Origin of the sequence: Anaerophaga thermohalophila DSM 12881 (assembly GCF_000191885.1) — a bacterium.
GTDB classification, from domain to species: Bacteria; Bacteroidota; Bacteroidia; order Bacteroidales; family Marinilabiliaceae; genus Anaerophaga; species Anaerophaga thermohalophila.
Genome location: NZ_AEWI01000094.1, coordinates 1 through 23040, shown reverse-complemented (window position 1 = coordinate 23040; position 23040 = coordinate 1). Strand labels below are relative to the sequence as shown.

Here is a 23040-nt window from a genome sequence, read left to right as displayed (position 1 = left end):
AACCTCAGCCTCAACCTCAACCTCAGCCTCAATCTCAACCTCAACCTTAACCTTAGCTGCCTGTCATTCTGAGCGGAACGAAGAATCTAAGATCAATTAAAGTATGATAAGTTGCATCATTACAATGACTTAGATTTATTTTATACGGATGAAACGAGCATGACAAGGTTTGTCACAAAAGACCATGTATAAAACTCAATCATGCGAGTTCCATCAGGCCAATGACTTAGACTAATTTTATACTGATGAAAACCAATGTGGTTAGTATTAACACTTTTTTCAGCATTTTTTCTTGGCTTTTACGATATACTCAAAAAAGTATCGTTACGCGACAATGCCGTATGGCCGGTGTTGTTTTTCGGCGCTTTGACGAGTACGTTGATATTTATTCCTTTGGTACTTTTTTCGGAATACGGGGTGCTGGAAAGCGGGGATATGCTTTACGTGCCCCGTCTTACTTCCCGTGAACACCGGATGGTATTGCTGAAGACGTTCATCGTTCTGACATCCTGGGTCTTCAACTATTTTGCATTAAAACATCTGCCCCTTACTATAGTTGCTCCTGTGAGAGCTACCGGACCCCTATGGACATTGATTGGTGCCATCATCATTTTCGGGGAACAATTAAGCGGGCTTCGATGGGTCGGATTGTTGCTGACGCTCTTTTTCTTCTTCCGTTTTTCTACGGTTGGAAAACTTGAGGGATTGTCATTCCGCAATAATAAATGGATGTGGTTCGTTATAGTCGGCACTCTTGTCGGTTCGGTGAGTGCCCTTTACGACAAGCACATTCTTCGTCAGATAGATCGTGTTGCAGTACAGGCCTGGTTTTCCTTTTATCAGGTAGTGTTGTTGTTGCCTGTTTTGTGGTTTGTTCGTCGCAAGCGACCCTCCCGTGCGCCTTTTTACTGGCGTTGGACGATCCCCCTCATTGGTCTTTTCCTCGTGATTGCCGATTTTCTCTATTTCTATGCCATTAGTGAACCGGAATCGCTGATATCTGTTATCTCGGCCCTTCGTCGCGTCAGTGTTATCGTTCCCTTCGTCTTTGGAGCTTTGATGTTCGGTGAAAAGAATGTGAAGAAGAAGGCTTTATATATGGCAGGCATTCTTACAGGAATTGTATTGTTGTTATTAGGTTAAAATACAAAAAACACCACAACTCCTGCAACAGCGATAAAAGCCCCAATTACTTCTTTTGTGGTAATTTTTTCTTTAAAAATGTATCGTGCAGGCAGAATGATCATTACCGGAGTCAGTGCCATCAGCGTTGATGCAATTCCTGTGGTTGTGTATTTCACTGCCAGCAGGCTGAATGAAACCCCTAAAAACGGACCGAAGAAGGCGCCGATTGAGATGCTGCCCATAGCCGATTTATTTTTCAAAGCCTTCCGGAGGTTACCCCAACGACGGATAAAGAAAAATACAATCGAAAAGCCTGCTATTCCGGCGATTACCCTTATCTGAGTTGACATAAAAGCATCCAGATCGCCCATCCCAAGTTTGCTCAGCACCAAACCTAAAGCCTGACCGGCTGCACCGCCAAAGGCCATCAGAAGTCCTGCCACCGGAAAGTTTAGTGAAAAATGCTTTCCTTTTATCGGTCGCGCCAGTATAACCAATGCAATACCGCTAATTGTAAGTATCATCCCGAAAATATTGACGGGCGTCATCCGTTCTCCCAGAATAATTAATCCGAAAAGGGCTGTAAGCGGAGGGGTAAGTGACATAATGAGCATCGACACGCGGGCGCCGACTACCACAAAAGCCTGAAACAACAACAAATCACCAATAACGAAACCCACCAGTCCCGACAAACTTAACCACAGCCAGGCATGTGAACCTGCATCTACAGGCCAGAAATGTCCTCTTGTTATGGTAGTAAACATCCCAAGTAGTACCAGTGCCATAACCAATCGGATTAAATTGACCGACAATGAGCCAACTTTTTTCCCGGCCGATTCGAAAGCCATGCTTGTAACGGTCCAGCAAATTGCTGTAACAAGGGCCGATAGTTCACCGAGATGACTTGTGATGTATTCCATCTTGTTTCAATTTATGAACATTATTCGTTTTGAGCCGTTAAAGAAACTAATTTTACAGTGATTATTGTATTCAATACTTTGTTAAACTTTTTTAATAGATTAGACTGCTCCTCAAAAAGCTATTCTCAATTATTACCACTACATCCGTAACTTTATTGATACCCGTCGAACTGGTGCGCATTACCGGCGATATTGTGGAAAATATGAGTGACCGACAGGGCTACAGCGCATGGAGAAGGGTGCAAAGAGCATCGGGCAGGGAACTGAACCCTTCCAGGCGTTGTTGATACCGGATGCGGTTGAAAGATGGAAAAGCAGAAAGGTTGAAGGGTTGAAGAAAGGGAAACGACGAAGAATACCAAAGGATTTGTAACTTCTTTGTTTCGCTCAGAATGACATATAGCCACATTTGTCATTCTGAGGAGGAACGACGAAGAATCTGTTCAATGGCCAATGAAGATTACGATTGAGACTAAGGCTGAAAATGAGGTTGAGCAACCAGAACCCAACTCAGAACTCAAAACCCGGGAATCCGGAACTCAGACCCCCGTGGGAATTCATGGGGCCCAAAAAACAAAAGCCCCGGTCAGGACTTTTCCTGCCGGAGCTTCTCTTCAGGCAACTTCACTTCCTTCAAAAACCCAAAGATAGAAAGCGTTTATACCAATTATTTAATGAATTAGTGTGAAGTTCATTACGTTTCTTTACACTATTCATTAATAAATATATCGGCATTATGCCAAGGGTACAGATTAAAAAGTGTCATTGGCATTACTTGCAATCACACTCACCACCGCAACTGCACTCATGCGAATCATCGTTTTTACAGCCACAATTTTCACCACAACTGCATTGGTGTTCCTGTACATTTCCGGCGTAAGTGTAACCCGGTGAAGTGTTTTGAGCATTTTGTTGTCCCATATTTTAATTTTTTTAATTTGAATCATGACAAAGTAAAGGACAAAAATTGGAAAAATCAAGACAAGATTGTCCGAAATATGAAATAATTACATTTTTTTATTTTTTTTGGTTTTTTAGAAATGAATTATTATACTTGTCATCATTAATTAATCAAACCAATATGCTAAACCTTTAATTCCTTAACTATGAAGCAAACTCTACCCCGCTACTCTTTTTTTGCTGTTTCTCTTCTTTTTTTCGCTATTTCGGCATGTTTTGCAAAATCAGAAAATCTAAGGTCAAAGCTGAGAGAAAATTTACAGGTAATTACGGTATTTTCTGCCGGGGATACTGTAAATTATCAACTAATTCCGTTTAATGAAGATGCTCAGTTATCAATTAATGAGATTATTGAAGGAATTAAAAAGGGAAAGAATTTCTCTATCAGGGATATTCCTGATCTTTCGGATGAAGCGCATAGTGAATTAATCAGGAGACTGACAGCTGTTTTATCTGAAACAAACGATCCGGCCATTCGCCTGCGGATTTACAGATTTGTTTATTTAAGCGGCATCAAATTTCCCGGACATGCCACTCATGTTGTCTATTTTCTGGTGCACAGAGGAATGAGTGATTCCAATATTGGGAATCGAAAAAGTGTTTGTGCTTTCTTAAATGGTTTTAATTCCCGGTTTTTTACGCCTGCTGTTGAGAATATGATTGCGTCCTACGCCATCGAAGGTGATGCACCTTTTGAGGAAATTACCCTTTTATCGGCTCGTTTGGGATTAACTGACCTTGTTCCTCACTTCAGGCACCTTCTGATATCAAATGAATTTACCCCGGGAAAGGAATGGACGATAAAAATTGCTCTCGGACGACTTGGCGACTCCGAGGCAGCAGATTGGTGTATCGATCAGGTGCGGAGTATCGGAATGAACGATCTGGTTGTCAATGAGCTTGTGCCCGATCTTGTTTTCATGCGTTACAAACCGGCCATCGATTTTCTGTTGCAAATGATTATGGACGATGAAAAGAATTGTTCATCGCCAAACCCCGACAGTGATGTAAAAATCAATTGTGCCTATCGCCTCATTGAATTTGTTGCTCCCGTTATCGTGGATTTTCCCGTAAGTGTAGATGAAGATGGGGAATTATTAACCAACGATTACAATGAAGCACTCGAACAAGTGCGTTTTTGGATTGAGAATATTTCTTTTGATTATTCTCTTAAAAATATTGATTAATGAATTTAACCAGTTTTATTCATCAGTATATAATGTAGATAAATTTTATACTGATGAATAAAGAAGGTTAAGATATGTGTTGCTTTGTAGAGATATGTTATTACTAATATACTAAATTCATTTAATCCAAACCAAACCCTTGTTAATGAATTCTTTAAAACCATCCGTCAGATTAATTATTCTTGGTGTAGTTTTCCTTTGTTTGTCATCCTTTGATAAAAGCGAATATAAAGAAGGGGCTATCCGTCATTTTGAAAATGTCGAATTGCCGGAAAATACTTTTGGTAATTCAACAAACATTGAACCAGGTTCCGTTACAGATGACAATACTTTATCACATCCTTTCGACCTGATATTAAAAAAAGTAATTGAGGAAGATCGATTCGTTGATAAACTGGATTCGGCAAGTTTTTTTACTCTTCCTGTGGGGATTTCGGTTTTTGATGGCGCATATTCACTGGTTGTTTATGAATCGGTTGTTCATGCCGATCATGCTGAATTTAATGCCTTTTTGATAATAACAAATCCGATAGATGGTAAAAAAATACGGTTTAAAGCTTCTAATGTTACTTATTCATTCTCTGGTGGAATATCATCTTTTCGCCTTGAATTGATAGAGTCAATTAAAACCAATTTATTCGAACATGCTTCATTTACTTGGAAACCAGGTCCTTTCAGGCATTAGGGTTTAGTGGAGATGTAAAACTGCCTGGGACTAACTCAGACCTTAGTTATGATGCTTTCTTCGATGTAAATGGAACTTATCATTTTGGCATTTCTCCTGTTAAAAATGTTGATTTCAATGCTTTTACTGCAAGGATGGAGCTCTATTCAACTTCCCGGTTAGAAGTTTTCGTAGAAAATGGGAAATTCGTTCCTACGGCCCTGTTGGATGGACAGATAACATTCCGGACAACTAAGTCGGGAAACGAAGATGAGCTGATTAATATTCCGGATATTGAATTCCAGGGAATGCGACTTTCTGCTGCCCCCGAATATTTCGATGTGGAATATCTTGACGTGGAGGGAATTGAAAGTTGTAAACTGGTCGATTTCCCTATCACCATTACCGGCATCGACCTGGAAAAAAGAGGAAACCTTGTTGGTTTTGCTTTCGATGTAAAAGCGAATTTATCGCCTGTTGATGGTGCCGGAATTACCGCGGAAGGTGAATTTTCTGTTCTGGCGAATATTTCTGCTGATTCGTGGCGATTCGAAAAACTCGATATCGGATATTTTGAAGTGGATGCTTCAAAGGAAGGCGCTTTTACCATTAATGGACGGCTTGAATTATTTAATGACGATCCTGTATATGGTGATGCTTTTTACGGAAATATTGATGCCAGTTTTGCCAACACTTTCAGCAGCTCCGGGGATTTAAAACTTAAAGTAGTCGGCATGTTCGGGAATTCTGACTTTGGTCGTTACTTTTTTGTTGATGCATTTATAGCCCTGGGCAGTGCATCGGTGCCTGCTCCTCCTTTTATTATTAGCGGGTTTGGAGGTGGTTTAAGCTACGGGATGAAAAGAACTTTTCAGGGGGATGTCTCCGGAACCGAAACCATTTCCTCTGTTTCCGGTGTTAATTACCTTCCCGACAGGAATATTGGATTAGGAATAAGTGCTGCACTCCAGGCCGGCATAGTGAATGAAGCTTTGGTAAAAGGAAACATCAATTTTGGAATCATTTTTAACCAATATGGTGGCATTTATCAAATTAGTTTTTATGGTGAAGCTGCTATGATAGCGACTGTTGAAGCTTTAACGGCCGCTGAAATGAAACAAATGAGCGGGGCGGTGGCAAATGGAGAAACGCCCTCCCTTAAATCAACTACTCCAATGAAGGCATCTGTTAAAATGTTGATGGATTCTCGGCAGCATACTTTTGATGCAGACTTGGAAGTGTGGTTAAATGTTGCAGGTGTTTTTAAAGGAGTGGGACCTAATAATCGCGCAGGTTGGGCATCCTTCCATTATGAACCGGGCAAGTGGCATTTGCTGGTCGGAACTCCCGCGGATCCTGTAGGGGTGGAATTTGTCGGTTTGATTAAATCCAGGAGTTATTTCATGGCCGGTCACGATCTTCCGGCCGCTATGCTGATGAATGATAAAGTTCTCAGAATTTTGGGGATGACGCAGACCGATTTTAACGGTCAGCGGGTTGAGAATGAGTTGATTAAAGGTAACGGACTTGCGTTTGGAACCAATTTTGAACTGAGCACTGGCGATATAACTTTCCTGATATTTTACGCGTCGCTTGACTTGGGTGGTGGTTTTGACATAATGCTTATTGATTATGGGGATTATGCCCGGTGTAAAGGCCGGTCAGGTTCTGTCGGAATTGACGGCTGGTATGCCCGCGGACAGGCTTATGCCTATTTTGCCGGTAAAATAGGTATTAAAGTCAAAATTTTCGGTAGACGCAAAAAGTTTGATATCATCAATCTCCAAACGGCTGCTGCAATGCGTCTCGAAGCACCAAATCCTATTTGGATGATGGGTGTAGTGGGAGGAAAATTCCGTATTCTGGGGGGCCTGGTCAGTGGTCATTGCAGATTTGAAGTGAGCATTGGCGACAAGTGTGAATTGAGAACAGCTCCGGAAGAATTGTCTGATATGACAATCATAAGTGGTTTAACACCCACCGATGAGGCCGATGAAGTGGATATCTTCACACTTCCCCAGGCGGTATTTAATATGCCCGTGGGAAAAGAGCTGAAAATTTCCGAGGATGAAGATTTATCAAGAGAGTTCAGGATTAATCTCAGAGAGTATTCAATATATGCAGGGGAACGAAAAATTGAAGGGGAGATAGAGTGGAATCCCGAAAAAACGACACTTGCCTTTACGCCGAGTACGATTTTTGATCCTTCTACAGATTATAAGGCTGTTGCAAAAGTCAGCTTTGATGAAAAGGTTGACGGACGATGGCAACAATATCAGGATGAAAACGGACAACTCTATGTGGAAACTAAAGAAGTTACTTTTAAAACGGGGAAATTACCCGAGCGCATTCCTTCCGGTTATGTGGAATATACATATCCGGTTGACCGGATGGTGAACTTCTATTCGAAAGAGCATCCGCAGGCTTATTTTATCTTCAAATCCGATCTTGCTCCTTTCTTTTATGATGTTGCCGGATGGGAACAAAAGGTTCGTTGGTTCCCCGTGCACGGAGGTATGCCTGTCTATGCCGACTTTACTTACTCTCCTGATAAAAAAGAGGTTGTAACAAATATTCCGTCCGGCCTCCTAAACGAAAACTTTTATCGTTTTGAATTGGTCAATGTGCCTCTTTCTAAGAATAATGCTGTTGACAGAAATGTTTCTGAACAAACTGAAAGGACTTTAGCTGAAAGTGATAGTTCCTTTACCGATATTACAACCAGGACAGCAACAGGGGTTATTTCAGAACAGGAAGAGAAAGTATTTTACGATATAAATTTTAGAACCAGTAAATACAATAAATTTCTGGATAAGATTCCGGGGAATGAGATGAATGTTCGTTTCTTATTTAATTACAGTGCCGGTATCGATTTTCCGGGAACTACAATTTATGATAACGAGTTGTTTGATGCCTATGAAATTAACGGAGGGGATGGTTTTGATCCCCTGATCAGGCGTTCCGCCCAATTGACGGGTGCCGACTGGTATCAGGAACATATCTTCCCGTTATTGTATGAAGACTATCCATGGCACAGGGAAGCAGTGGTAGAACGTGATGTGTCGGAATATGGAATGCCTCCTCAGCATCCTGTTGATATTTGGCAGATCGATTTCAATTATACTTTAACAGATACTGACATTGAAACCGGCACTTTAAGCAATGAAGCTGAGTTTGCCCATCTTTTATATGTTGTGCCAAAAGTCTGGGCTTCAGATTTTTCGGAAATACGAAATAATATAGCGCAACATGTCAGGAGCAGCAGAACAGATAAAATGAAAGAATTATTAAGACGGGATATATGGCCACAAGTTGATAAGGGAACTTATCCCATAAAGCTTGAGTATGTGCTGCCCGGTAAAAATAAAGTAACCAGTTCCGGAATTGTGAATTTGAATAATCCGTTTGACGTCCCTCAGGTTGAAACGTTTACGAAATAATAAAATATATGACTTTCGTTAATTTTCTGAAAAAATATTATCAAACATTCATTGGCATTGCCATTTTTTGGATATTGAGTCCTCTGGCTTCGGCTCAAAACAATAAAGATGAACTTCGTTTATTGGCGCGGCCAATGCCGGATTCCATTCTACTTCGGTGGGCTCCTGTGACTTATCAGCTCTGGCTTTCGGGAAATAATCATGGCTATATGGTTAGCCGTACCCTGATATTGAAGGATGGAGAATTTACAGACAATCCGGTGCCCGAACTGTTAACTGAAAAACCCCTGAAACCAGCTCCTCTTGAGATGTGGGAACAACCGGCAGAACATAACGATTATGCAGGAGTGGCTGCACAGGCAATATATGGCGATGATTTTGAAGTGGACGCCGGTGAAGGTTCAGGAATGGTTAAAATTCTAAACCAGGCTACAGAACAACAATCGAAATTTGGTTTTGCTTTACTGGCTGCCGATATCAGTCCGCTGGTAGCTAAGTTGTCGGGGCTTTGGTTTACCGACAGGGAGGTAAGAACTGGTGAAAAGTATCTCTATAAAGTTTGGCCGGTATATCAGCCAGGGGGCGAAGTTCCGGACACTGCCTATTATTATACAGGTGTCGATGAATACCGCCCTTTACCTGCTCCTGCCAATGTAATGGCAAATCCGGCTGATAGAAACGTTACTCTGACATGGGAAAAATCCTTACAGGAAGGAATATATACGGGTTTCTGGATAGAGCGGTCGCTTGATGAGGATGGTGGTTTTAAAAGACTTAATAAATCGTTGCTGGTAAATACAACTCCGGAAGGTTATGATGAAGTTAACTTTCATTACTATCTGGATTCATTACCAGATAATCATCGCGATTATTTTTACCGCATTATTGGTGTTTCTCCTTTTGGCGAAGAGGGGCCGCCTTCATTGGTGGTTAATGTGAAAGGGGAGAAAAAAATTAAGTATGCCCCACGCATCGTGGCAACGGATTCTTCTCCCGAAGGTGTCAGCCTGACCTGGGAAATCGAAGAGACAGGTAACGTGGATGGTTTTCGTATTTACCGCTCAAGAAAGTTTAAAGACCATTATGAGATACTTGCCGACAGTTTACCCGTCATTCAACATTCTTTTATGGATAAAGCGCCCTTTCCGACTGGTTATTATCGCTTGCAGGCCTATAATGAAGATGGAAACAGCCCGCTCAGTACGCCCAAAATGGTTCAGGTAATAGATTCGGTTCCTCCGGCGATTCCAACCGGTCTTAAAGCACAGGTAGATTCTTTGGGCCATGTTTTTATAAAATGGCAGTCCAATACCGAGACCGATATTTTGGGTTACCGGGTCTTTCGCGCCAATGCACGGCACGAAGAGTTTTCGCAGCTCACCGGGAATACAGTCTTAACAAACAGTTATGCCGACTCAATAAATATTAAAACGCTTTCGAAAAAAATTTACTACAAAATATTGGCAGTTGACCAACGGCAGAACTGGTCGGGTTTTTCTGAAATTCTTGAAGTAAAACGACCCGATGTGGTACCACCGGCATCTCCTTTGATTACTTCGGTAAACAATGATCCAAGTGGCATTATCATCGAGTGGAATCAAAGTCCCGGTGACGATGTTATGTGGCAACTCATATACAGAAACAAGGAGGGAAGCCGCGATTGGGAGTTGACGGAAAAGTTGACTGCCGAAGCTACAACTTTTAAAGATTCCCTTGTAACGTCCGAGGTGTTGTATCGCTACCTTGTTTTGGCAGTGGACAGTGCAGGCAATGAATCGAGGCCGGGAAAGGCGGTCGGGGGGAGAATGCCTGCGTCAAAGTTGGAGGTAGTAAAGGATTTGAAGGCTGTTTTTGATTCTAAGAAGAATGCTGTTAAGCTGCAATGGACTTACCCGCGGAATGATGTTGTTTTTATGATCTATCGAAAAAAAAACGGGAGAACTGTTTTGGCAGCATCTACTGTTGCAAATACGTTTATAGATCCTTTTGCCTCCAAAGAGGAGGATGTCTATTATTCGGTGGTAGTTAAATCAAATGATAGGGGAAGATCTGGTTTTTCGGAATTTGTTAAAATAAAGAGAAGATGAGGAATAATTTTAAATTTAATTTGGCTTTAAAACTGAATTCTCAAGAGGTAAAAGTTTTATTTCTGTTTGTGTGTCTCATTTTTTCTACCACAATTTCTTATGCCTTTGAAAAGCTTGTTTTAAAGGAAGAACAACTTACTTCTGAGTATTGTCTAAAGATAAATGTTAGTAGTTCCTCTGGTTATATGGGAGTAAATACATGGGTTCATTTTGAAGGGAGTACCTATCCTGCGTTGTCGAGGCAAAAATGGCAAGAATTAATTTTTTATACAGAGGACATAAGTGAGTCGATTAAGATTGAAATGCAAACATACGATATTCGAACGCAAAGATTGATTGGTCCGGTTACAAACTATACATTTACAAAAGCGGAAATATTATCAGGACATTGTTCACGTTATGATGATAATGAATTTTATGTTAATTTATATTTATATAAAAAAGGATTTATTCAATCAGTTTCTCCTACTGTTAATTGTATCTCTGATCAAGGGCAAATAGAAGTAGCCTATTCAAGTAATGTCCCTGGAGGAATTATTCGTGGAGCTATTAAAATATATGCCAAACAGAGGGATTCAAATGATGTATCTTTCTCTTCAAATTTTGATCAAGTTTTTACAGTACAGGAAATAATTGAAGGTAGAGAGGATGAATTCTTTGGTGAAGAATTGGAAATTTTGTTTATAAATTCAAATTTTGATTTAAATAATTCTTCTTCCGTTAGTGGCTTATACATTCTCGAACCTCCTCCCCCTTTAACAGTTACCGTCCCTGAAATACATTGTAGTGGCGGCAGCGTTAAATCCTTGACGATCTCCGGTTTCCCCGATAATGCGACTGATGCCTCCTTGAGAATTGATATAACAAAACTTGGAACAAAGGCTTCTTATCAAGGTGCAATACCTGATACTACAATTAACGGGGTTGATTATTATTGGTTAAACCAGCAAACAGCTATTCTTACAGACGAGGAGATTAATCCAGTAAATCATTCCATCACCTTAGATGCTGAATCAGTGACTGATGATAACTTTGAGATAGATGAAGGGTTATATGAAATAAGTGTATTTTATTATGATGGTGTTTCGCAATTATGTCCTTCAACCACTCTTTTTGCCGTCCATGAGCCCGATCCTATGGATTTAAATTTAAACGTTGAAACCTATCATAGTACAAGTGGAACAGAGTATCATATTCCTGTACATGGACATAGTATAACAATTGGTGGAACAATTAACGGGAATCAGGGCGGATACACTATTTATTATAAGGATAAGAATAAGAATGGAAATGGTGAACCTTTTATTTTTGACGACACACAATTAGGAGATGGAGAATATACCTTTTGGGCTGTGGATGATGCCGGATGTCAAAGTAATACTGTTTCTTTGGAATTAAATGAACCTGACCCTATTGCTATGAATTCCGCTTCTTTCTCTCCAAAATGTAATAGTGCAAATTCAAATGTAACAAGTAGTATTACAGGGAGAATCGAATTTTTTATTGAATCCGGGGGTATTCCAAATTTTTATGCAGAATGTGTTAATGATGAAACCAGGGAAACTTCAGCTATCGAAGAATTTGGGCGATTAGACAACCAAGAATTTTCAGGATTAGAACCGGGGTCATATACCCTTAAAATATGGGACAAGGGAGATGCAGCAAGGGAAAGAGCACCGGTGTTTTCCAAAGTTTTTTCTATTTCTGAAAAAGCAGAAATGACATTAACAGCTACTCCTTCAAATGTTAGTTGTAAAGATGGAAACAATGGAACAATAGAACTTACTGTTAATAACGGAGTTGCAGATTATTCTTATAGTCTTAACGATGGTGATGAAATAGTTTTTTCAAGTAAAACAACTACAATAACAAATCAGTCTGCCGGTACATATAATGTCTCGGTATCCGATAATAATGGCTGTAAAGCAACTAACAATGAAGATATTGTGATTAACGAACCGACGGAATCTCTGTCTATAAACAGTATCGACTCTACCCCCGATACCTGCAACTTAGACAATGGTTCCCTGACATTTGAAATTTCCGGTGGCTGGGATAACAAGATTTATGAAGTCACATTATCCGGATCAAGTCTTAATAGCAACAAGATTGAGCGTATTGGAGCTGGTGTAACTGATAAAACAGTTACTTTTCCCAATCTACCCGCCGGAACAGATTATTCAGTGAGCGTTACTAACAGTGGTTCATGTAAAACTTCCCTGACAAACATTACTGTTGATGAGTATAATCCCCTAAATGACTTAGAAATTGTTCAAACACGGCAGGCATCATGCAGTAATATTAATGATGCAACTTTACAGGTCAATAATACTGCTTTAATAAATGGGACCTACACAATCGAAATAGGCGGGGTAGAACATTCTTTAAACAGTGACGACGAGATTACAGGTCTTGCTTTGAGCAATTCAGCTTATATCAATATAACAGAAACCACATCCCGTGGCTGTGTATATGATACTACCCTGAATATATCAGGGATTACTCCCGTGTCTATTGATACATCTGAATCCAAAATTAATCCTTCTTCATGTGCAACTGCGTCTAATGGTTCTATTCGTGTTCAAGGGAAAGATGGTCGTGGGGGATATAAGTATAGATTAGAGGGGGAGAATGAATTTAACGAAGACTCTGTTTTTGTGGGAAAATCTTCCGGAAGTTACAAAATTTATATTCAGGATAGCGTAGGCTGTGAGAACTCTCATATTTTCAAAGTCCTGCACAATGAAAATCCTATAAGCATTGAAACAATAATTTTCCAAAATGCTTCTTGCGAAACGTCTGAAGACGGTGCAATTTTGCTTGAGAATATAACCCATAAAAAAGAACTTGATCTTACTCTTTTGTGTGAGAGAAGAGGTGAAAATATCACTCCTGAAGAAAATCCTGTTACTCATGGTGCTGACTACAAAATCCCAAATCTTGCATCAGATAAATATACCATTACTCTCAGTGATGATAATAATTGTTCCCTGGATACGACAATTAACCTTCAGCACAATAGTTATACACCTTCTTTTACCACATCAGTTATTGAAGCAGTGGCTTGCAATGGAAAAAACAACGGTCGCATCTCGATCATTTTAGAACAAGCCGGGGACTACAGTTATGAACTGTATCAGGAGCCGGGGACTGAAGAGGAACCTGTTGATATCGGATCGTTTTCGGGTATAGATTCGTTTATTATTGATGGTCTTACCAACAATCCTGAATATGAATTAAGGGTAACCGATGAGAAAGGATGTATTGGCATTGAGCCATTTGAAATGCCTGTAATTGATAATTCTCTTTCCCTGTTTCTTGAACCTGTGCCGGCTTCCTGTGAAGAGGTAAGAAACGGAGAGCTACATATCTCTGCAGAAGGTGGATATCCTTTTGGTGGTGGACAGTATAAGTTTTCTTACGAAAAGAATTCCAGCGGGGAATGGGTGTCCAACGTATCCGGGAATTGGATTGTAAAAGAGCTTGCCGTTGGAGATATTCTTGAGGTAAAGCTGGAAGATAAGTATGGGTGTGAGGATGAGGGTGAACTACAGACTATCCCGATAAAAAACAATCCGACTGAAATAATTAACGTCAAAGGCACGAATCCTGCATGTATCGGTGCTGCTTCGGGAGTACTCGATGTTGATATGCAATGGACACCAGAAATAACCGGTTATGAGTATTCTCTCTTTTCTTTGAATGATCGTTTTGAGTACGTTGATACAATAGCTGGTACGTTTGATGAAAACAATCTGTCAATTGGCAATCTGAGCAAAGGGAAATATGAACTGAATGTGACAGATTCCGACGGTTGCTTCGATGTTTTTGGGGGCGTGGAACTCTTCGATCCGGATTCTTTAACTGTAAGAGTTGATCATAACTACATTCGTGTTAAGGATGAAAGCACCGGTGAATTTAGTATGAAAATCAGCGGGGGCAATAACAAGTATGAGGTTGGCTGGGTACCTGTTCCAGGAGAAAATGTTTTTGATAATACCACCGTTATAACCGACTCGGTTTTTGCTATTGGGAATCTGCCTGCCGGTAAGTATATGTTGGCTTTACGGGATACGGCAAACTGTCCTTATTTTGAAGGGGAGTCATGGTTTACACATGAGATTGAGATTGCTGAACCGGAAAAGGCTTTAAGCGTTGCAACCGACAATGTAATTGATGTGAGTTGTAACAAGTATAACGATGGCCGGATAGAAGTTGAAGCTGAAGGAGGCTGGGGGCCTTATTCTTATTCAATAAATGGAAATAAAAGGAACTCTTCAGGCATTTTTGACGGTCTTCCGGCAGGAGAATATTCAATAGAGATGACCGATACTGCCGGTGTTTCCATTAATGCATCCTACCGGGTGACCGAACCGGATAGTTTGAATATCCTGATAGAAAATGTACGTGATGCAACTTGTCCACTCTATGCGAACGGTCGGGTAGAGGCAACTACGATCAATGGAATTGATGACGAAAACGGCCTTCGTTATCATATTGAGAAAATTGATGATCGATCTGTCATTTTAGGTGAGAAATATGATGACCGGGAATATGATTTTTATGAATTACCCAAGGGTGATTACGAATTATTTGTTACCGATGCACATAATTGTTTTGCTTCAGAGGCTTTCTCTGTTGATGAACCCGATACGGCTATTATCTCGTACCGGCACAACTACATCCGTGCAAAAGGTGACAATACGGGAGAAATATATTCCGAAATATCGGGGGGGAATGGTGTTTTTGATTACAAATGGTTTAAAGCCGGTGATTTGGTGCCATTCTCTGAAGGTCGCACTTTGGGAAACATTGGCGTTGATTCTCTTTTTGCCGGTGATTATACTCTAATGATCAGAGATACAGCGGGGTGTACTTATGAAGATGAAGAGTGGATGGTTCGTCAGATATCAATTGCTGAACCCGATACCGCATTGCATTTCGATATAAAAGAAAACAGGGCGGTGAGCTGCCATGGTTTTGAAGATGGTGTGTTAGAAGTGACGCCGGTTGGCGGATGGGGTCATTATCTGATTCGGATGAATCAGGGAAACTTTGATGAAAACGGGCTTTTTAAAAATCTGAATGCAGATGAATATACAATAACGGTAAGAGACAGTGCCGGTGTTGAATTTTCGGAGGTGATTCCTGTATCAGAGCCCGACATGTTAACGGCGAGATTGACTGAAAAGACAGATGTTGCTTGTTTCGGCGATAGTACCGGAGGGTTTTTGTTAGATATTTCCGGGGGAAATCTGTCTTACCTGGTTTCTGTTGATGGTGAAAACTGGGTAGAAGGAAACAGAATGAGTAATCTTCCACAGGGATTGTTTGTTCCTCATGTCAAAGATACTTTGGGATGCTCGGTTGTTTTGGATGCTGTTTTTATTGGTCAACCCGACAAAATTTCACTCGTAAAAGATTCTGTTGTAAGGTCACGCTGTTCTAATAATGAGGGAAGCATTTTTACTTCTTTCGAAGGCGGTGTCGGAGAATTTAATTATGAATGGTTTAAAGATTCTGTTTTTGCTGATGGTACTGTTGAGCAGGTGTTGTTGGAAGGAGAAAATACGCATAATATTGACAGTCTTTTTTCCGGTCGATACCAGATAAATGTTTCGGATGAAAACGGATGTCGCATCCCGTTTGAGTTCTTTGTGGATGATATTTCTGATTTGACCATTGATTTCATCAAAACCAAAGATGTATGGTGCCGTGGCGACAGTAACGGGGAGGCTGTTGCTTACGTCAGCAAAGGCAATCCGCCCTACTATTATACCTGGTCTGAAAATGTAGGTAATCCTTCAGGGACTCTTGCCAGTGACATTCCTGCCGGGGATCATCATTTGCTTGTATCCGATGCCAAAGGATGTAAAGCTCACCGCGAGTTTACCATAGGGACACCCGACAGTATTTTCTATGATACTTTGTCGTTTAATCATCCATTGTGTCTGGGAGGTCGCAAAGGGAATATTGAGATAGAAGGAACCGGTGGAACACCCGGGTATACATATCAATGGACTAACGGCACATCAGCTTCTCATCTGGATGATCTTGATCCGGGTTCTTATGTAGTGACAATTACAGACAGCCATAATTGTTCGTCAACATTTACTTTTGATTTGGATTATGAAAGAACTCTGCATCCGTATATCGGTTCCGATACTGTCATTTGTCATTACGATGAACTGACTCTCGACGCAGGTGATTATAGTCGTTTCAACTGGAGTACCGATAATGGTAATCTGGCATCAACCCGCAGGTTAACGATAAATAATCCCGGCAGCTATTATCTGATGGTAGAAGATGACGACAACTGCCTGGGATTCGACACGCTTTCGCTTGATGTGAGCACCTTGGAAATTACCGCCCTTACCGTGGATGATGTAACCTGTGCCAATGCTTCGGATGGAAATGCAGCCGTCGAAATAAATTCAAGCGACGAGAATTATTCTATTATTTGGCCTGATGGAACTGGAGAAAACCCATTTACCGGTCTTTCCGGAGGTAATTACAATGTTCGCGTTGAGAATTCTCGGGGATGTTTCGATCATCGAAGTTTTACCGTTGCCGAACCTGAACCCTTATCATTAATGGCTTCAATTTCCGAACCTTTATGTTATGGTGTTTTCGACGGGCAATTGGATGTGACAGCCCGTGGTGGGAATGGCGATTACAGATATGAGTGGTTACATGGCCCGACAACATCTTCGCTTAAAAGATTAGATGCCGGCTCATATACTTTAATTGTATCGGATGAAAAAAATTGTTCCATTACAGATACTTATGAGATAGAATACCAACGCATTTTATATCCGCAACTGGGAGATGATCTGACACTCTGCAGTGAGGCCACCGGCTATCTGACCCCCGGCAGTTTTGAAGGTTACAGGTGGTTTTTTGAAGGTATGGAAATAAGTAACGATAGTATTCTGATAATTGAAAATCCGGGAAGTTACCTTGTTGAAGTAAGTGATGAAGACGATTGTCTTGCCTATGATACTGTTGTTGTTAATGAACAGTACTCCGAACTGTTACCTGAATTTCTTATGGCAACCAGTGTGCCCATGGGCGATACGCTTATGATAGTAGATGTCACCACACCAAAGCCTGCCGGATTGGAATGGGCATTTTCAGGTAATTACGAAATTGTTGAGGAGGGAGATTATTACTGCGAAGTTATTTTTAATGAAGAAGGAATTCATTTTGTATCACTTAGTGCCCTGATGGATCAATGCATCGGACAGGCACGGAAACAGATATTGGTAACCCCCCAAGCTCCAAAATCAGAGAAAATAAAGGATACCGGCGAATCGGCTTCAATATTTAATTCGATGAAGGTATATCCAAACCCGACTGATGAGGTATTTTATGTTGATGTTGAACTCAAAGAATCTGCAAGTATCAATCTTTATCTTGTTCATTTACAAACCGGGCAAATACTGGAAAAAGACAGGTTGTCGGGGTTAAGTAAATACAAAAAGGAATATAATATAACGGGCACAGGTCAGTTTGTGGTATTCGTTGAGTGCAAGGGAGAGCGCCTGATGCAAAAGGTTATTGTGAAATAATTTTGTTTCGTTTCTCATACAACATATTGTTATTATGACGATATGCTTTAATGAGTCCGGTCTAAAAAGCATCTTTATTGCCAAAATCTTTGTTGTTTTAAATTTTTGCATCCTCATTAACAACAGGTTAACTCCGGTCCAAAAATTTAAAACGTCTCGATTTTGACAAAAATATGTCTTTTTATACCACATTCTTTAGTGAATTTAGGAGTGAAACGAGCATGGCAAGGTTTGCGGTAACAGATTAATAGATTTTTAGATATAAGTAATTTAGTCATTAGTTTTTAGTCAGTAGTCAGTAGCCAGTAGTGTGAATTATAAACCCAACATACGTCTTTTGCGTTTAAGCCTTTTTTTCTAACCCCATGCAACACTACAGTTTGTCCGTATAAAGAAAGAATATTTACAGTGATGAAACGGGCATGACAAAGATTGTTACTAAAGAACATGTATAAGTTCTTGCATGCGAGTTCCATTTATTATTTAGAGGTGTTGGAAAAATATTCCACGCTAAGAACGCAAAATTAAAGGAACGCTATGATCGCAAAGAAACGAGTTCCGATTCTCGGGACGGGCTGCATCAGACCAATAACTTAGATAAATTTTATACTGATGAAATAGAGGTACCATTCATAAAAATCTAAAAATTTGTTTTGTGACTTTAATACAAACAATGCAAAAGATAATTTTTTCAGTTCTTTTTATGTTCGTATTTTACAATACATACGTTTCCGGACAGCAGCTTGATAAAATAGGTAAAGAAGGGGAGATAAAAGTTGACGGCGGTATTTCGGTAGATCAGGTTTACCGGGAAAACACTTATAATACCGGGAATCCCTGGTCCACTGTGGCAACTGGTCGTCTTAACACTTCTCTATATGGCCTTTCTATTCCATTGTCTTTTACATGGTCAAATGAACAATGGACTTATACACAACCGTTTAATCAGTTTTCTCTGAGCCCTTCCTATAAGTGGGTAACAATGCACCTGGGGTGGTCTTCGATGAGTTTTTCTCCTTATGGCCTTAGCGGACATAGTTTTGCCGGGGTTGGGATAGAAGCCGCTCCCGCGGGCAAGTTTAGTTTTAGTGCGATGTACGGTCGATTGCAGAAAGAACTTCCCGGGGACACGGTAAAGGGGTATGATCCCACTTACCGCCGAACCGGTACCGGAATAAGAGGCGCTTATAATTTTGACAAGGGAGAAGTAAGCATGTCACTTTTTTATGCTGCCGACGACACACACAAACCCGTTGAGTATATTGACAGCCTCGGGATTACTCCTAAAGAAAACCTGGTTTTATCTGCCCATGTAAATTATAGAATTACAGATAATCTTTCTGTTATTGCTGACGTGGGCATCAGTAATTTAAGTAACGACCGCCGCTATAGTGGTGCTACTGATTTTAATGGTGCCGCAACATCTCGTTATCATGCTGCCAAAACGTCGCTTAGTTATAGTACTTCGATCGGAAGTATCGGAGGAACCGTTGAATATGTGGAACCCGGCTATGAATCGTTAGGTGCTTATTATATGGTGAACGATTTTGTTCATTATACTCTGGACGTCGCAACTTCTCTTTTTCAGGGAAGGGTGACGGCAGCAGCGAGTGGTGGCATTCGACAAAACAATCTTGATGATCAGAGCGACTCGGATACCAGGGATGTTGTCTCGAATATATCCATTGGTTTTAGCCCGTCAGAGCGATTGATGTTTAATTTGATGTACTCCAATTATTCCAGCTATACTCATATACAAACCCTTTTTGATGAGGTGGAGGCACAAACAGAATATGAGCTGATGGATACACTCCGGTTTACGCAAATAAGTGAAAATGCAAGTTTGTCGGCCAACTGGCGGTTGAGTGATTCGGAAAGTGATGCCCATGCTTTGATGTTCAATCTGGCTTTGCAGAAAGCATCTCAGTCACAATCCGACGTGCCTGAAAACACCAATACAACTTTTATTAGTGCGTCATCAGGTTATCAATGGTCAAGAAAACCCCAAAACTTTACGCTTGGATTGAATACGAATTACAGCAGAAATAAATCTTCCGACCAGACAAACGAGATGACGGGGCCGGTTTTGAGTATCCGAAAGTCCTTTTTCGAAAAAACATTGCAGTCGTCCCTTTCAGTGGCCTGGAATGGGACATACGTCGACGGAGAATCATCCGGAAGTGTTTTCACTACCAGGTTGAGTCAGTCCTATACTTTGAAGAAGAAACATAGGTTTTCTTTGTCTGGAACCTATAACAACAGAAAAAGAGATGGAAGTAACAAGCAATATTATACGATTTCATTCCGGTACAGCTATAATTTTTCCTGGCCGGGAAAAGATACAAACAATGGGCAATAATCAATAAACTATGATCAATCGCGAGTTTATGGAATGACAACAATAACTAAACACCAACCTATGAGAAACCGGTTATATATACTCTCATTTTTTATTTTTCTTGTTTCAACGGTAGTGAGCCAGGTTCATTATCCCATCCGTACCTATACCATCGTTAATCCGCCTGCACCCTGGTCACTTGATGGCTTTGTATCAATGCCCGGAAAGTTGAATCTGCAGGTGGTTGTTGATGATATTTCTTTGCAGGAACATCCTGTAAAACTGAGACTTTCGATTAAAGGAAACGGCATTCACATATATACAAGGTCCGATTATACTCCCGAGCCACTTTATCTTGATGGCGGAATCACGGAAATGCTTACAGGAGATGATTTGAGCGGGCTTTTCAATCCCCAATCTCTTGTTTTTGAAGGATACAGCAAGAACCAATACCGACGTAATGGTCGCTTGCCGGAAGGTGTTTATCGCATTGGATTCGATGTTGTTGATTATCATCGTGATGTAGTGATATCACGTTCTTTTCCGGCTCTTGTGATGATGTATCTTATACAGGCACCCCGTCTGGTTACCCCGCGCGAAACGGAAGAAATTGATCCGGCCATGACACCTTCAGTAAGGTTTTCCTGGATGACCCAGGGAATTACCAATCCGCTTGCCGATGTTTTTTATCGCTTCAAGATATGGGAAATACGTCCCGAAGGGCGGGAATCAGAAGAGATTATCCGAAGTTCAAGACCCTTGTTTCAGACCGAAACCGGGCAGACTTTTCTTCTTTATGATGCATCTCTTCCGGCTCTTGAATCAGGCCGTGAGTATGTCTGGGAAGTTGAAGCCATTGACAGGGCAGGAGAAGTTCTGTTTAAGAATGATGGAAAATCAGACGTTTCTACTTTCAGATATGGACAAAAATGTCCTGTACCTTCTCCCTATATTATGGGTGTTACATTTAATTCTGTCTCGTTGCGGTGGAATTACAATTCGTCGGCAGGACTTTATCAAATTTTGTTCCGTAAAGAAGGAGAGAGGCAATGGGAGGAACTGACAACATCGTCGTCGACTTATAAGGTTTCGAATCTATCGGAGTTTACACGTTACGAAATTAAAGTAAAAAGCATTTGTGATGATTGCGAAAGCGATGAAAGCGATGTGTTAAAGTTTCGAACCAACCGGAATGTAAATTACTCATGTGGCACAGGTAGTGGAAAATTCGACCTTTTGAACCGGAATCCGCTTCCCGAGCTTCATCGTTTCGATACCTTCAAAGCAGCTGATTTTCTTGTTGAAGTGGAGTCTGTTGAAGGAGGTAATGGAAGATTTAGCGGTGAAGGGTTGCTCATGGTGCCGTACCTGAACTTTGTTAAGTTTAAAGTGCTTTTCGGGGATATTTCAATTAATACTGATTATCAGATGATTGACGGGGATGTGACGTTTGTCTTTAATGAGGAAACCGGGATGGTGCTGAGTGAAGACGACTTTACCAAAAATCCAACACAAACGCCAGACTATCAGGATGTAGATGTGGAAGAGGCATTGAAAGAAGGAACCGGTCGACAGGTGTCTGTTGAAGGTGAAGTGGAAGATATATCCATTGATGGTAATGAAATAACCGTAACAACAAAAGACGGAAAAACGCAAACCATTTTGGCAAATGCCGATGAAACGGTGGGGATATCCCCATCGGGAGGCGATCAGGCTTATGTTGCCGATACTTCTTCGGGTCGTGTTTACAGCTTTCCAAAGCAATCGTCAGGTTCTCCCGGGAACGTGCGATCTTCTGTCCAGTCGGGTGTTTATGGAGGGAATATATCTTTTAGTCCTTCTGAAAATCAGCGCTACGGATTGGATGATCCGGACAATGGGAAAGAAAAGCCTCAGGCTTATTTCAAACGCGATAAAAGTGGTAATTTGGTAAGCTGGAAATCGCTGGAAGCCGGAATGTCCGATTATATTAATATGCTTGTGGAAGGTGATCTGGAAGCCGACAGCTTGCGTTACATCCGCGATAGTGGTTTCCCCGTACCCGCGTCACCGGTTGGTGGCAAAAAATCGGCCCGCTCGTTAATGCTGACCGGAGGTATGGATGGCGACCGTGAAACACTATCGGTGGCAAGAGCGACCAGGAAAACCGGCAGCGACAGCAGCGAAGTTCTGACGGAAGTAGGTGCACTCGGTCTGGCCACTTATGGTCGCGAAGACCGTTATGTAAAACTTATCAGTGTGCACGATGCCAGGTGTCCCGATAATGCCGGTTTTGTGGAGAGAGAACTTAACCGCATTTATTCGCCGGCAGTAGTAAAATGGCATGTTTCTGTAGGAGAAAACATTTCCCGCGAAGAGCTGCCCAACCTGAATTTCGAAGATTTCCAAACAGGCCACACGGGCATGGTCAAACGCTACACCGATGCGATGAGACGCGTCTATAAGCATTACAAACGCACCTACGGAGTCGACAAAAATACATTGTATCTTTTCTTCGTCGATTATCCCGAAGCCGATAAAAAAGGTTTTATGCCCCTGACGGGTTGTTACGGATTTATTTTTAACTTTGGGATGGACTATGAGATTATGGCCCACGAGTTGGCCCATGGCGCGTTTAACCTGCGACACCCTTTCAGTCCGGAAAGCACCTATCAGCTGGCCGAAGGCTCCACCGACAACCTGATGGATTACGGTAAGCCCCAGGGCACGGGTCTGTGGAAGTACCAATGGGATGCAATACATGACCCG

General features: G+C 41.2%; 12 protein-coding genes. 10 read left to right on the top strand and 2 right to left on the bottom strand.

Features of this window, described 5'->3' with window-relative positions:
- Positions 1 to 255 precede the first annotated feature (255 nt).
- Complete coding sequence (locus ATH1_RS0115640; protein WP_010423866.1) at positions 256 to 1143, top strand: DMT family transporter; 888 nt, start codon at positions 256 to 258, stop codon at positions 1141 to 1143.
- On the opposite strand, the gene ATH1_RS0115635 is transcribed toward ATH1_RS0115640, so the two are convergent.
- Entirely contained in the window at positions 1140 to 2045 is a 906-nt protein-coding gene (locus ATH1_RS0115635) for a DMT family transporter (protein WP_010423864.1), read from the bottom strand. The two genes, ATH1_RS0115640 and ATH1_RS0115635, sit on opposite strands and share 4 nt — an antisense overlap.
- Before the next feature lie 229 nt (positions 2046 to 2274).
- Between ATH1_RS0115635 and ATH1_RS21515 the strand changes: the two genes are divergently transcribed.
- Together ATH1_RS21515 and ATH1_RS0115625 are read left to right on the top strand one after the other, a co-directional pair.
- Entirely contained in the window at positions 2275 to 2418 is a 144-nt protein-coding gene (locus ATH1_RS21515) for a hypothetical protein (RefSeq protein ID WP_010423861.1), read from the top strand.
- Between the two features lie 80 nt (positions 2419 to 2498).
- Positions 2499 to 2696, top strand: a complete 198-nt coding sequence (locus tag ATH1_RS0115625; protein WP_010423859.1) for a hypothetical protein — start codon at positions 2499 to 2501, stop codon at positions 2694 to 2696.
- A 101-nt stretch (positions 2697 to 2797) separates the two neighbouring features.
- Here the strand turns inward: ATH1_RS0115625 and ATH1_RS0115620 are convergent, their stop codons facing one another.
- Positions 2798 to 2953 (bottom strand): hypothetical protein, encoded by a 156-nt coding sequence (locus ATH1_RS0115620; protein WP_245531824.1) that lies wholly within the window; start codon positions 2951 to 2953, stop codon positions 2798 to 2800.
- A gap of 198 nt (positions 2954 to 3151) precedes the next feature.
- Here ATH1_RS0115620 and ATH1_RS0115615 point away from each other — a divergent pair, with 198 nt between their 5' ends.
- From ATH1_RS0115615 to ATH1_RS19730, 7 genes are all read left to right on the top strand, one after another.
- Positions 3152 to 4192, top strand: coding sequence for a hypothetical protein (locus ATH1_RS0115615; RefSeq protein WP_010423856.1), 1041 nt, complete (start codon positions 3152 to 3154; stop codon positions 4190 to 4192).
- A 145-nt stretch (positions 4193 to 4337) separates the two neighbouring features.
- Positions 4338 to 4877 (top strand): hypothetical protein, encoded by a 540-nt coding sequence (locus ATH1_RS0115610; RefSeq protein WP_010423854.1) that lies wholly within the window; start codon positions 4338 to 4340, stop codon positions 4875 to 4877.
- Complete coding sequence (locus ATH1_RS0115605; protein ID WP_010423852.1) at positions 4850 to 8296, top strand: hypothetical protein; 3447 nt, start codon at positions 4850 to 4852, stop codon at positions 8294 to 8296. Before ATH1_RS0115610 ends, ATH1_RS0115605 begins: the two co-directional genes overlap by 28 nt.
- An 8-nt stretch (positions 8297 to 8304) precedes the next feature.
- Entirely contained in the window at positions 8305 to 10383 is a 2079-nt protein-coding gene (locus ATH1_RS0115600) for a fibronectin type III domain-containing protein (RefSeq protein WP_010423850.1), read from the top strand.
- Positions 10380 to 17954: a SprB repeat-containing protein gene (locus ATH1_RS0115595; protein WP_010423848.1), complete on the top strand. Its 7575-nt coding sequence runs from the start codon at positions 10380 to 10382 to the stop codon at positions 17952 to 17954. Before ATH1_RS0115600 ends, ATH1_RS0115595 begins: the two co-directional genes overlap by 4 nt.
- 673 nt (positions 17955 to 18627) lie before the next feature.
- Positions 18628 to 20313, top strand: a complete 1686-nt coding sequence (locus ATH1_RS0115590; protein ID WP_010423846.1) for a hypothetical protein — start codon at positions 18628 to 18630, stop codon at positions 20311 to 20313.
- A 60-nt stretch (positions 20314 to 20373) separates the two neighbouring features.
- A partial coding sequence (locus ATH1_RS19730) for a fibronectin type III domain-containing protein (RefSeq protein WP_010423844.1) occupies positions 20374 to 23040 on the top strand: 2667 nt, incomplete at its 3' end.

Excerpts from the sequence above, each read along its gene's own strand:
- ATH1_RS0115610 (WP_010423854.1), top strand. The coding sequence starts at position 4,338 with ATGAATTCTTTAAAACCATCCGTCAGATTAATTATTCTTGGTGTAGTT.
- ATH1_RS0115615 (WP_010423856.1), top strand. The coding sequence starts at position 3,152 with ATGAAGCAAACTCTACCCCGCTACTCTTTTTTTGCTGTTTCTCTTCTT.
- ATH1_RS0115640 (WP_010423866.1), top strand. The coding sequence starts at position 256 with ATGTGGTTAGTATTAACACTTTTTTCAGCATTTTTTCTTGGCTTTTAC.
- ATH1_RS0115600 (WP_010423850.1), top strand. The coding sequence starts at position 8,305 with ATGACTTTCGTTAATTTTCTGAAAAAATATTATCAAACATTCATTGGC.
- ATH1_RS0115625 (WP_010423859.1), top strand. The coding sequence starts at position 2,499 with ATGAAGATTACGATTGAGACTAAGGCTGAAAATGAGGTTGAGCAACCA.
- ATH1_RS0115635 (WP_010423864.1), bottom strand. The coding sequence starts at position 2,045 with ATGGAATACATCACAAGTCATCTCGGTGAACTATCGGCCCTTGTTACA.
- ATH1_RS0115620 (WP_245531824.1), bottom strand. The coding sequence starts at position 2,953 with ATGCTCAAAACACTTCACCGGGTTACACTTACGCCGGAAATGTACAGG.
- ATH1_RS0115595 (WP_010423848.1), top strand. The coding sequence starts at position 10,380 with ATGAGGAATAATTTTAAATTTAATTTGGCTTTAAAACTGAATTCTCAA.
- ATH1_RS0115590 (WP_010423846.1), top strand. The coding sequence starts at position 18,628 with ATGCAAAAGATAATTTTTTCAGTTCTTTTTATGTTCGTATTTTACAAT.
- ATH1_RS21515 (WP_010423861.1), top strand. The coding sequence starts at position 2,275 with ATGGAGAAGGGTGCAAAGAGCATCGGGCAGGGAACTGAACCCTTCCAG.